At 49.9% G+C, this 11,298-nt stretch carries 12 protein-coding genes; 8 read left to right on the top strand and 4 right to left on the bottom strand.

Annotated elements, in window-relative coordinates; translation table 11 throughout:
* Positions 1–74 precede the first annotated feature (74 nt).
* The 7 genes from ABEA14_RS02645 (at position 75) to ABEA14_RS02675 (ending at position 5,230) form a co-directional block, all read left to right on the top strand.
* Entirely contained in the window at positions 75–401 is a 327-nt protein-coding gene (locus tag ABEA14_RS02645; protein ID WP_345338284.1) for a hypothetical protein, read from the top strand.
* A gap of 4 nt (positions 402–405) precedes the next feature.
* On the top strand, positions 406–897 hold the full coding sequence (locus tag ABEA14_RS02650; protein ID WP_377776181.1) for a GNAT family N-acetyltransferase: 492 nt from the start codon (positions 406–408) through the stop codon (positions 895–897).
* Positions 898–934: 37 nt separating this feature from the next.
* Positions 935–1,273 (top strand): hypothetical protein, encoded by a 339-nt coding sequence (locus ABEA14_RS02655; protein ID WP_345338286.1) that lies wholly within the window; start codon positions 935–937, stop codon positions 1,271–1,273.
* 49 nt (positions 1,274–1,322) lie between these two features.
* A complete protein-coding gene (locus ABEA14_RS02660) occupies positions 1,323–1,940 on the top strand; it encodes a DUF1993 family protein (RefSeq protein ID WP_345338287.1) in 618 nt (205 codons plus the stop codon).
* Positions 1,941–2,190: 250 nt separating this feature from the next.
* Entirely contained in the window at positions 2,191–2,688 is a 498-nt protein-coding gene (locus ABEA14_RS02665; RefSeq protein WP_345338288.1) for a GNAT family N-acetyltransferase, read from the top strand.
* Positions 2,689–3,608: 920 nt separating this feature from the next.
* Positions 3,609–4,400, top strand: coding sequence for a hypothetical protein (locus tag ABEA14_RS02670; protein ID WP_345338289.1), 792 nt, complete (start codon positions 3,609–3,611; stop codon positions 4,398–4,400).
* Positions 4,401–4,501: 101 nt separating this feature from the next.
* Positions 4,502–5,230 carry a DUF3800 domain-containing protein gene (locus ABEA14_RS02675; protein ID WP_345338290.1) on the top strand — a complete coding sequence of 243 codons (729 nt, stop codon included), beginning with the start codon at positions 4,502–4,504 and terminating at the stop codon, positions 5,228–5,230.
* A gap of 230 nt (positions 5,231–5,460) precedes the next feature.
* Here the strand turns inward: ABEA14_RS02675 and hutW are convergent, their stop codons facing one another.
* The 4 genes from hutW to ABEA14_RS02695 form a co-directional block, all read right to left on the bottom strand.
* Entirely contained in the window at positions 5,461–6,924 is a 1,464-nt protein-coding gene (gene hutW / locus ABEA14_RS02680) for a heme anaerobic degradation radical SAM methyltransferase ChuW/HutW (protein WP_345338291.1), read from the bottom strand.
* A 138-nt stretch (positions 6,925–7,062) separates the two neighbouring features.
* Complete coding sequence (locus tag ABEA14_RS02685; RefSeq protein WP_345338292.1) at positions 7,063–7,602, bottom strand: pyridoxamine 5'-phosphate oxidase family protein; 540 nt, start codon at positions 7,600–7,602, stop codon at positions 7,063–7,065.
* A 79-nt stretch (positions 7,603–7,681) separates the two neighbouring features.
* Entirely contained in the window at positions 7,682–8,149 is a 468-nt protein-coding gene (hutX, locus tag ABEA14_RS02690) for a heme utilization cystosolic carrier protein HutX (RefSeq protein ID WP_345338293.1), read from the bottom strand.
* Positions 8,150–8,165: 16 nt separating this feature from the next.
* Complete coding sequence (locus ABEA14_RS02695; protein ID WP_345338294.1) at positions 8,166–10,199, bottom strand: TonB-dependent hemoglobin/transferrin/lactoferrin family receptor; 2,034 nt, start codon at positions 10,197–10,199, stop codon at positions 8,166–8,168.
* A 218-nt stretch (positions 10,200–10,417) separates the two neighbouring features.
* Between ABEA14_RS02695 and ABEA14_RS02700 the strand changes: the two genes are divergently transcribed.
* Complete coding sequence (locus ABEA14_RS02700; protein WP_345338295.1) at positions 10,418–11,269, top strand: energy transducer TonB; 852 nt, start codon at positions 10,418–10,420, stop codon at positions 11,267–11,269.
* Positions 11,270–11,298: the final 29 nt, after the last annotated feature.

Below are 11,298 nucleotides of genomic sequence, written 5' to 3' on the forward strand. Positions count from 1 at the left end.
ATGACCAGCTTGGTGGCTAGACCCTAGGGTCTCAGGGTATCAGGGAATCAGCTAAGACAAAAAGAGGGCAGTGGATGCCAGTTTCTAAGTTCATCACCGTCGGTGCGTTGTTTATAGGTACCTTGGTTGCGTTGGTAGGAAAGCTTTGGATCTTTCTTCCATTCTACGTATTGGCTGTCTTTGCAGCCTGGGGGCAGAGTTACTTCTGGTCTGCGATGGGAGGCGTGGTTACCGTCAGTAGTTTCAGTTACTTCTACTACTTCAACGATCACCCCTTTTTCCTTTTTACTGCTTTAATTGGCGCAGTCTTGACGGGCTTTTACGACCTGTTTTATGGCTCTGGGGTAATTTTCGATTTCATTCGATTCTGGTCTAAAACCGATAGGGATCCCTTCTTCTAGCCTTATGAAAGATATGATTATTCGTGCCGCCGAACCCTCGGATGCTCAAGCAGTGCAGGCCATTTATGCCCAGCCTCATGCATATGCAGGGACATTGCAGCTCCCTTATCCCAGCCAACAGATGTGGCAATGCCGCATGGATAAACCTGCTGAGGGCTATCACAACCTGGTCGCCATAGTCGACGGTAAGCTAGTGGGCCAGTTGGGCTTAAGTACTATCGCCAACCCTCGCCGAAAACATACCGCGAACTTTGGCATGGGTGTGTGCCAGACTGTTTTGCGTCAGGGAGTCGGTTCAGCCCTGTTAAAAGCGGCGCTGGATATGTGTGATAACTGGCTCGCGGTGACGCGAGTTGAGCTGGAGGTTTATACCGACAACGATGCAGCGATCGCGCTGTATAAAAAACATGGCTTTGTGGTTGAGGGCGAGCATAAACAGTCAGCTTTCCGTGACGGCGGTTATGTGGATGTATTTAGTATGGCGCGGGTGAGATAGAAAATGAAAAACACGGTGATTTAGAAGGAGCAGTATCATGATCACAACGGCACTGGCAGTAAGTATTCTGTTTGTTATCTATCGTTTTTTGAAAGCGGACAATGGCTATGAGGTGGATTGGTGGATGGCGTTGGTTTTTGTTTTGGTTCCGGCATTCATTAATTTCTTCTTGTCGATGGGCATCGCCATGTTAGAGCTACCGGCAATGCTGGGATTTATCGGGCTGGTACTCTATTTCCTGGTGCCTTATCTATTCCTAAAAATCGGCTTAGAGTTTCGCTCGGGCGTTGCAGTCAAGTTCGCGCTGTTTGTTCCGGTGGTGGTTATTTCTGTCGATCTTGCTTTCTATGCGCTGGTAAGCTCGCAATTAACTTAGGCTTGGTTGGCCAGCATCCATTGAGGCGGCCAATGCAAGGAAGAATGGCATGTCTACAAACCTTTTGATTGATCCTCTCTCTGCCGCACAACCAACCGTTATCTGCGACCACTTTCTGCAGCAGCTGAATCAGCTGCTGGACAAAGCGCATAAGTCAGTTGATAACGACCAGTCTCTTGATAATGACCAGTCTCTTGATAATGACCAGTCCGTTGATAACAACAAGCATGCAGAAACACAGTTACTAAGCTCTGCACTGCAGCCGGATATGTTTGCCCTGGCTCAGCAAGTCGCTACCTGTAGCCGGTTCGCTTTGAGGATCTGCTTTCCTATGGCGAATAAGAAAGTACCTGAGGTCGACATTGATGAATCGTCTATCACGGGATTGCAGGCCGGTATTGCTGACGTTCGTAAGTTGATAGCCGAGTTGCCGCCAACTGCATTGGATGAGTTATCTCAGCAAACCCTGTCTGAGCAAGCGGGTGTTGCCGATGTTGATCTGCCCGGTGACCAGTTCTGCTATCTGTATGGGTTACCCAACTTCTTTTTCCACCTCAATATGGTCTACGCCATCCTGCGGCTAAAAGACGTGCCAGTAAGCAAAGCCGACTACGATGGTTTTCACTCCTATCCTGAAGGATTTAGTTTTGAATACCAATCCGAATAAACATATGGTCAACCAGGAAGCCTGGGCAAGTTCAATTCAAGGCGCAGTCATGCAGCAATGGTTGTTCCCTTGCAAATGGCAGCAACGTAGAAGTGGGCTTGCCCAGACTTCCCCGTAGGGCGGGCTTTAAATCACTTTATGCAGCGTTAGCTGATTTCGGCGTAGAACAACTATGCCTTCAATCACCTGCCTTGCCTAAAGTGATTTAAACTACCCGCTGGTAGACCATATTCTTATTTGGATTGGTATTATGATTCATATCCGCGAAGCTAGGGCAGAGGACTTTGAGCTGATATGGCCGCTGTTTCAGCAGGTGGCAGCCGCAGGCGAGACTTACGGTTACGATAGAGACATGAGTAAACAGGAGGCATTTCGGGTTTGGATGGCGCTCCCCCGGAAAACCTACCTATGCGAGCAAGATGGCCAGTTCCTTGGGACCTATTATCTGAAGACGAATCAGGCCGGCCCCGGCAGCCATGTTTGCAACTGTGGCTATATGGTGGCAGAAGCCGCCAGAGGTCGTGGTGTCGCCTCAGCCATGTGTGAGCACTCTCAACAGCAGGCTGTGGCGTTGGGTTACAAAGCAATGCAATTTAACTTTGTTGCTGCCAGTAATGAAGGTGCAGTCAGGCTCTGGAGCAAGCTAGGCTACGATACCGTCGGTCGATTGCCGAAAGCGTTCAACCACCCAACGCTGGGCTTGGTCGATGCATTGGTGATGTATAAGTGGTTGGAGTTACCAGTTTAGCCTCAGAGGCAAAGCCGCAACCTATTCTGCCAAGTCGGCGACTCCCACTGAAACATCCCTCGAAACCTAGTGAAGGGGTGAGCTCGCAATATAGAAAAAAACTGCCAGTCCGATGACTATGGTTATGGTCGAACTGCCAAGGCCCAGTTTGGTCGTTCGGTTCCATGGTATGTTCGAAGCTCTTGAACGTCGTTTTTCTCGCACAATTAGCGCTATCAAGGGAATGCAAGCCACGATTAGGCAAGCCGTCATCACCCATAGAAAAAAGAGACCAATAAGAGGTTGGACACCGAGGTAGTAAAAGATCGCAACCGTCCATCCGATCAGGGTTGAGATAGATAGTGCTTTACAGTAAACGGTTATGTTTTCCATTGATTCCTTTCTTCTTTGCCTTTGCCTTTCTCTTGCATTGCCAGGCGCTCACTCACAGCGCGAGTGGTTTAAATTCCATTTAGTTTGATGTGTTCTCAAGTTTCATGCGGATCAGCCACAACTTGATTTGACAGTCTACATCAATCGAAAGAGGCGAAAGCTGACCGGCCGCGTGGCGCGAAAAACCGTCAAACCAAATCTATCGCATCTCTGCAGCAATATGTTGAAGTTGTCATCCCCGTAGCAGAAAAACTTGATTCAGGTTCATAAAGTGTGGCTAAAACAGTGTCTTAAGATGTTTTGGCAGGCTATATTGAATCCAATCGCCGAAAGGAAGTGGCGCTCTCCGTTAGTAAGTCTCTTGCCCCTTCCGTTTCGGATACGAATTTAAGTCTTGTGGTGCTGTTCGCTGATGCCCGCATCAAGTGGTGCGGTAGCCTGCGCTAAAGAGTGGGTGCATAACAAGAAAAGCCATTGGGATAAGTTGAACAGCTCGGCTTCGCCGCAAACTTACTCCTTGTTTTGGTGATTAGAAGAAAAGGAAGATCATGCCATCTGAGCTAAAAAAACTGGAAAGAAGGAAGAAAGCTCAAAAGCACTTAGATGAGATATCTGGGCGTGAAGAGCATGTATTGGTTGTTCACTACTCGTGCGAAAGTTTTTATGACCGGCCAGAAGGTCAAACTCCAAGGGTTACGTCAATTGCGGCAAGAAATTACGCAAGTGGTCAAACAGCTTCCTTCTCTATTCATAAAATTGCCGAGTTAAAGGGAGTCCCTTTCGCCGATATAGATAGTGAATATGACAAGCTAGAAAAAGATATGCTCAAAGAGTTCTATGAGTTTATGGATAAACACAAGAGCTATGATTGGGTTCATTGGAATATGCGTGATATCAATTACGGCTTTCCTGCGCTTGAGCATCGTTGTCGAGTATTGAAAGGCAAGCCTGTTGAGCTTGATGAGTCACGGAAGTTCGATCTATCTCGAGCATTGGTTTCTATTTTTGGAAACAAATACATCGGTCACCCTAGACTTGTACAGTTAATGGAAGCTAATCATATAACTGCACGAGATTTGCTCGATGGTCCAGGTGAAGCCGCAGCATTTGAAAATAAAGAGTTTGTTAAGCTGCATCAATCAACCTTAAGAAAGGTCGATGTGCTTGCTAACATTCTTGGAAGAGTTATTGATGGAAGCATAAAAACTAATGCAACGTGGCGAGATAAGCATGGAATTCATCCCAAAATTATATTGGAGTTCATCGCTAAGCATTGGGCGCTTTCACTTTTGGCTAGTGTCGTTGGGATAGGCTCTGGTATCTACAGTGTATTCTTCTAACAAGGCAAGGAGCGCTTATTCCACCCCGTAGGTGCTCCCTTCGGACACCCAAAGCTGCGTTTTGTGTGCACGGTGATTTTGGCGTTAGGCATGACTGAATAATGAATGAACTCATTTTTGAAACCGAAAAGGGGCAATTTCCGCTTAGCGAACAAACTTTCGTGGTTGTGCTCGATGATACTGGGCACGAGCAGTTTCAAGACCCCAATTACCGAGTATTCGGTTTGGGGGGATGTGCCTTTTTGGCAAAAGACTATCTGAGGCTTATAGAGAAGCCGTGGAACTACATGTGCGAACATTACTTTGCTGAGGAGGAACGACCATTACATGCGACAGATATTCGATTCAGTAGTGAGCAGATGGGGGCTCTAAAACACTTCTTTGAGAAATTCGAATTTTTCAGGATTGCAACGACCACTAGTTACAAGGTGGATAGTGAAGTTGATGAAAGACTCATCGATATAGTCGGGGCCAGTTTACTTCAAAGAATAGTTGATGTAGCAAAATGGGCTGACTTTGACCGCATGTTCATTATCTTTGAATCATCGGATCGCATAGAAAGTAAAGTAATGAGAAGCTTATCGGGTAAGAAAGTGACAAAGGGCGCACGGGAGATTGAAATAGAGCTCGCTGTGATGCCCAAGTCAACAAGCTTTCCAGCTCTTGAGGTTGCAGATTTCATTGCCCACACAGCAGGTACTCAAACACGTTCGAGAAACGAAGGCGAAGCCAAAATCAGGGCTGATTTTGACATCATTTTTCGAAGTATTGATGGGCGGTTGGTTAGCTTTATGGAGATAACCAAGGCTTGCGAGGCTGGAAATGCCTAACAAACAAAACAATCAAGCATTGGTCGCTGTCCAGCCCGGGGGGCAACTGCCACTGCGCGACGGCGCTGCACTTGCAGTTTATCGGGGTGTTAAACGCCCTGAAGTACCTCGACTTTAACCCCCAAGGCGCGTTCTTAAAAAAGCACTTTGGGCTATACCCATTTTTCCGCTGAACAACATTGCCACTGAACCTATGACCACATCCTATTAAGCCTCACTAAGACGTCACATCACACTGCTATTGGATTCTCATTTAGATAAGCCAATAACCCATTGGCCATATTCACTGACCAAAACTGTCCTGCCAGTGTGAGGGTCACTTTATCGCTTTCCAGCGTGGCCAGGCCGTTCTCCTGCCAGGCAGCAAACAGCGGGATTGCATGTTCGAACTTCTTATTACCCAGCAATTCTGACGAGATAATACCGCGGTCACATGCACCAACAATGGCGGCGTCCTGAAGGTGACTTGGGCTCTTTGCCATCATCATGCCGATTGGCCATTCACCCGCTTCAAGCCTTTGCTGCCAAGGCTCAATATCTCGGGGCTGCATATAACCAAAACCACCAATATTGCCGCCGGCACCCGCGCCAACGGCAAGGATCTCTGCGCCGGATTTGGCCAGGCTGTTGTAGCGACTGCGCTCTTTATCTGAGCTCGCCCAGTGGCAGTAGCTTAAACGATGAAAACCGGCAGTGTTTAGAAACTCTGCGCCCTGACGGTAGAGCAGGGCACGTTCTGGCGATTCCATCAGTGGTGCCAGGCGGCCCGCTTCCAGGTCTCGTTGGATCGCCGTACCTTGAAAGCCAATCAGTTGATAAAGGTCGACCCCATCAACGCCACTTGCCACGGTATCTTCCAGGTCTTGTTGCCAGCTTTGTGTCGTTTGGTGCGGCAGGCCGTACATCAGGTCGATGGCAATGGTGGAGCTTGGCTCGCTGGTGAGGTCTTTAAGTTGTGCCAGCAAGGTTTCACGGTTGTCGAGGCGTTTAGCGGCTTTGCGTACATGGGTATCAAAGCTCTGCACACCAAATGAAAAGCGGTTAAAGCCACCGTCCAGTGCGCGTTGAAACTTGTGGGCGTTGAATTTATTCAGGCGACCTTCGAGGGTGATCTCGCAATCCTCTCTCAGAGGCAGTTGGCTGCGCAGTGCCTGACCTAACTCAAAAATCTGGTCGGCCGTCAGATCCGTGGGCGTACCGCCACCAATATAGATGGCATCAAATGGCTGGCTTTGGGTCCAGGGTTGTTTGGCTTTAAGGCTTAGCTCCTGCAGCAACTGCTCGAAGTAGGACGCCATCATTTTGGGGGAGGACGCGTACTGGAAGAAGTTACAGAAACTGCATCTGACTCGGCAAAATGGGATGTGCAGATAAAGTGCTCTAGGCAGTGCTTGCTCGCTTTGTTCAACTTGAGCTGCTGGTTGTTGCAATAACTCAGTCAGCTTTTGTTGTGCTTGGGCCGGTGGCAAAGGTGGCTGACCGCCACGGCCTGCGTGCGGGCCGGTCTTGGTTTTAAAGGCGTACTGCAGGGGAGATGGCGAGCTGATGCCTGTCATCGCCTCGGTGAGCACCAAAGCTGATGTTGATTGCGATTGGGCTGATTGAGATTGGGCTGAGTGAGTTCGGGCTGATTGAGATTGTGCCGCTTGAAGTTCAGTCAGCGCGAGTTGCGAGGAGGATTGCTGGTTGGTCATGGTGTTTACGAATGCCGATAGTTAAAGCTAAATGAGATAGCGGCCGCTTGGTTTATTGCTAGCTGCAATACGCTGCAAGCTGACCGCTGCTATAACAGCCTTAACTTCCTTGGCTAGTTTGACGTGAAGGGCAGCCGATTAGGCTGCCGTTTCGTCTGCTTCCGTGCGCTTTTTATGGCCATCACGCATATGGGCGATGGTCTCTCCCGTGAGTGTTTGTCCCTCAAATGCGAACGCTCTGCCAAAGCCTTTGACGTAGCGACCACCCAGAGGAACCAACTTGAACAACTTGAAGTCGCCCAACTGGCTCAATTGAACGATACGTTCGCCGTGGCGGTTACTGAGCACGTCTCGTCCGGCGTGCCAGGCTTCTGAGTCATACTCAAGCAGTTCGGCGTTCACCTGATAAGTGACGCGCAATCGAGCGAACAGCTCTGCGGCGCTATCTTCGTCCTCAATAATCAGCACGCTGGCTCTAGGGTTAGCCTGCAGGTTGACCGCATGCACGGCGATCTCGCTGAGCAACACGTAAATGCAGTCTTCGCTGGTCGCAAACGGTGCGTAGGACGCATAGGTCTCACCGTCTTTGGTCAGAGAAGAGAGAAACAGGCTCTTTCTGCTCTCCAGCAGGGAGAGGATCTCTGGGCCTATGCGGCCGGCGATACGTTCACTTGACATAAATTCTCCTTTGCCGTCAGGGAGTGTCTCCCATCAGGGGGTAGTCTTTGCGGGCGCTCTTTCGGGCGTTATTCCGGTTTTAGTACGGGAGCTCGCCGCTTTGTTTTATTTGTTGAAACTGTTCAAGTTGTTCTGGGTGGATGACATGTTTGTCATCGCGTCCCAGGTACACCTTAAAGATGGGGTGGCCTTTGCGGTCTTCGAATAAAAACGCAAAGCTGTCCATCCCTCTATGTTGTTTTTCCATCAGAGTGATCTGCTGAACCGCTTGCAACTTCAAGTGGCCGTGCAGCCCCGGCAGGTCGCCATTAAGGTTGTAATAGCCATGCCCTAGCTCTCCAGGCGGAAACACACCTTTAAACTCGAACACACAACCTGCCACTATGATGATGGTGGTGGTGTTACGCCAGGTGCTAAGCAGGGTCAGCAGGTCCTGAGCCTGTTCACCGGGTAACACCCGAGGACTGCCGTTGGCAGTCGGTTGTTCGGGTGTACCGTTTTCCGGTGATGACGTTGCTGCAACTGTATTGGTTTGAATATCGCTCATATGCTCAATCTAGGGTCTAGAAACTGTATTTAGTGGAAAGAATGACTTCACGACCTGCTTCATCCAACTCGTTCCATGCCTGACGGTAATCTTTGTCAGTGACGTTGTTGATAGTCAGGTCAACCTTCCATGCATCCCAACGTTTTGGCTGCCAGCTGGCATAGATATCGCCAACTGTGTAACCGTCGTAAGTAGTACCGTCAGTGTTGTATTCGTAGTTGGTGTTGTCCTGATCTTTGGCATGGATCAGGCGACCACCCACCGTGATTTGGTCCGCAAGGAAACCGTAGCTCAGATCTGCGGTGAGTGTATCTGCCGGGATATTGGTGAGGTCATCACCTGTGTTGTCGTCTTCACCTCGGGTAATGCCATATGACAGTACCGCTTTGAAGCTGTTGATGCGGTAGTCGGCACTGATCTCGAAGCCTTCGATGGTGGCTTCATCCACATTGGTCCAGAAGGTCTTACCTGGATCCATTACGGGGCCAAAGCTTGGATCCGTGACGATCTGTTCGATGAAGTCATCCACCTTGTTTTGGAAAACAGAGGTGGTGATAAACAAGCTGTCGCCTTCACCCAACACATTGGCAAAGTTCAGTTTTGCCATTAGCTCGGTGTTGGCGGCTTTTTCTGGTGCCAGATCTGGGTTTGGTTCGAAGGTGTTACAGAAGCCGGGGAACATGCAGAAGTGAGTTCCGGTGGAGTACAGTTCTTCAGAACTCGGCGCGCGGAATGCTCGGTCGTGACGCAGGGTCAGTTCCAGCCATTCGGTGGTTTGCCAGATCAAGGCGGCAGATGGGCTGAACTCGTAATCTGAACGGTCCTGGTCCAGGTTCTTTGCTTCAGTTGAGAAGTAGTCGTAACGGCCACCCACTTCCAACTGCCAGCTGTTGGCGAATGGAATATTGGCTTGAACAAAGCCACCCCATACGTCGGTATCCGCTTCTGGCGGTGTTGGACGATCATCGCCTTCGCGATCCGCGCTGAACTCTTCACGGTAACCGTCGATGCCATAGAGCACTGCTATTTCGCCAAAGCCTTCAACATCAAACAGCGACACGTTGTTGATGTTCAGGCCGTAGACGTCCAGCTCTGTGCTGTCACTGCGGCCATCGCTGACACGGCTTTCATCCATCTCAACACTGTTCCAATACGTCATGATCTGAGCGTTCAGCAGCGGAGAGTCGGTATCTATACGATAATCAACCGATGCGTTAAGGGTGTCCTGATCGCGGTCGATCAAGAAGTTACTAGTGCCGTTAAAGTCTGCGGAACCGTTAGATGGCACGTTGCCTGATACATTGGCTGCGCGCAGATTAAAACCAACTGACTGAGCATCGTCGATCTGCCATTCGGTTTTGGCCATGACACCCTGATCGCGAGAGCCAGAGCCTGCCAGCGACTCGCCACTGCCCAGCTCTATATCGTTGCTGTCGCGGTAGTAACCACTCAGCAACCAATCCAGACTATCAGTGCGACCGGCCAGAGCGCCCGTGGTAGTGGACTGGTCATTGTTCCAGTTAAAGCCTTGTTTGATAAAGCCGCCCAGGTCCTGGTCGGCATCTAGTAGATCGGCCGCATTTACTGTGTTCTGTGCAACAACACCACCAACAGCGCCTGAGCCCCAAAGGCTACTGGAAGGGCCTTTTACTGCTTCTACACTTTGCAGTAGTTCGGGATCGAGGAAGTAAGAGGGGCGGTGTCCTGATTCAAATACCTGACGCACACCATCCACCGTTTGCAGGATCTTATTACCACTTAAACCACGAATATTCACGCTCTGGTTGTTTGGGCGTGGGCCGCCTGAAACAACGATGTTGGGTTCGCCCTTAAGTACCTGGGCAACGGATTGAGGCTGGATCTGATCGATCTGTTCTTTCTCTACCACGGCGATAGGGCGCGAAACCTCTTCTACTTTCTGTTCCATACGTGTGGCTGTGACGACGACGGGTTTTACTTCAAACACTTCACCGTCTGACTTGGCTTGGTCTGCATACACGGACGTGCTGAACATGGCACTGATAAGCACGGCTAAGGATGTTGGTTTCATACTGCTCCCTAAAGTAACTGGTTGATAAGCCAGGTTTAGTTTGTTGTTGGTTTAATAAATTGGATGGTGATTCTGACGGCCTTTCTGAGACCGCCAGGGGCTTACGGGAGGGCAATCTAGCATTTATTAATCGCAATGCAAATAAAAATCGATCTCATTTACATCTAGGTGTTTTGGTTTTAGTATGTGCTCATCAATTGGTATTCATCAGCTAAACCATGACGCGATATATACGAAAAAACTGGCACCTGATGACCATGCGCTGCGGCGTGATGGTCGTGTTGCTATTGTCATTGTGGTTAATCGCGCCTGACGTTTTACCTAAGCAGATGGCCAGTGCGCCAGCCGGTCAGCAAGGGGCTATTGCTATGCAGGTGAGTTTTGTGGCGCCTGCTTCGGCAAAACCTGTTTCGGCTAAACCGGCAAAGCCAGAATCTGAACCAGAATCAGTGCCAAACCCAACACGAAAGCCAAAGACGGAACAGCCACTCGCTGAAACAAAAGCGGTTTCACAGCCTAAGCCTGTTTCTAAATCTAAGCCTGTCTCCAAACCAAAGCCCACGCCCAAGGCAGACAGGGAAGCAATAAAGCCGGAACCCATAGTAGAAAGTGAGGTGGCCGAGACTGTCCCCGCTCCAGCTCCAGCACCAACCCCTGCGCCGACTCCTGAGCCAGTAGAAGAGGTGGCTGATGCGACAGCATCGGATTTACCTGAGAGTGCGACAGCATCGGATTTGCCTGAGAGTGCGCCGGCACAGCAGGTGAGTCAGGGAGCCGGGGCACACCAGGCTGAGCAGTTCAGCGAACCCTTGTTTGCAGCGCCGCCTAAACCGCCAAGGTATCCAAGGCTCGCTCGTAAGCGTGGTCGCGAAGGTACTGTTTGGGTGGATATCTGGCTGGATGCCGACGGAAAACAATCGCGTTTGGAGATATCTCGCAGCTCGGGTTGGGACAGCTTGGATAAGTCTGCGTTGGCAGCAGTAACAGATTGGCAGTTTCTACCCCACAAGAAAAATGGCATTGGGCATCCGTCGCGTCTGCGTATCCCGGTCGCTTTTTCACTGAATTAACACGCGCGCTATTCGCCAGAAAAGAAAGC

It is taken from the genome of Corallincola platygyrae, from assembly GCF_039544265.1.
In the GTDB taxonomy this organism is placed as follows: domain Bacteria; phylum Pseudomonadota; class Gammaproteobacteria; order Enterobacterales; family Neiellaceae; genus Corallincola; species Corallincola platygyrae.

What these genes read in the sequence shown, in the direction of transcription:
- ABEA14_RS02645 (WP_345338284.1), top strand. Translation starts at nt 75, where the DNA reads ATGCCAGTTTCTAAGTTCATCACCGTCGGTGCGTTGTTTATAGGTACC.
- ABEA14_RS02650 (WP_377776181.1), top strand. Translation starts at nt 406, where the DNA reads ATGAAAGATATGATTATTCGTGCCGCCGAACCCTCGGATGCTCAAGCA.
- ABEA14_RS02655 (WP_345338286.1), top strand. Translation starts at nt 935, where the DNA reads ATGATCACAACGGCACTGGCAGTAAGTATTCTGTTTGTTATCTATCGT.
- ABEA14_RS02660 (WP_345338287.1), top strand. Translation starts at nt 1,323, where the DNA reads ATGTCTACAAACCTTTTGATTGATCCTCTCTCTGCCGCACAACCAACC.
- ABEA14_RS02665 (WP_345338288.1), top strand. Translation starts at nt 2,191, where the DNA reads ATGATTCATATCCGCGAAGCTAGGGCAGAGGACTTTGAGCTGATATGG.
- ABEA14_RS02670 (WP_345338289.1), top strand. Translation starts at nt 3,609, where the DNA reads ATGCCATCTGAGCTAAAAAAACTGGAAAGAAGGAAGAAAGCTCAAAAG.
- ABEA14_RS02675 (WP_345338290.1), top strand. Translation starts at nt 4,502, where the DNA reads ATGAATGAACTCATTTTTGAAACCGAAAAGGGGCAATTTCCGCTTAGC.
- hutW (WP_345338291.1), bottom strand. Translation starts at nt 6,924, where the DNA reads ATGACCAACCAGCAATCCTCCTCGCAACTCGCGCTGACTGAACTTCAA.
- ABEA14_RS02685 (WP_345338292.1), bottom strand. Translation starts at nt 7,602, where the DNA reads ATGTCAAGTGAACGTATCGCCGGCCGCATAGGCCCAGAGATCCTCTCC.
- hutX (WP_345338293.1), bottom strand. Translation starts at nt 8,149, where the DNA reads ATGAGCGATATTCAAACCAATACAGTTGCAGCAACGTCATCACCGGAA.
- ABEA14_RS02695 (WP_345338294.1), bottom strand. Translation starts at nt 10,199, where the DNA reads ATGAAACCAACATCCTTAGCCGTGCTTATCAGTGCCATGTTCAGCACG.
- ABEA14_RS02700 (WP_345338295.1), top strand. Translation starts at nt 10,418, where the DNA reads ATGACGCGATATATACGAAAAAACTGGCACCTGATGACCATGCGCTGC.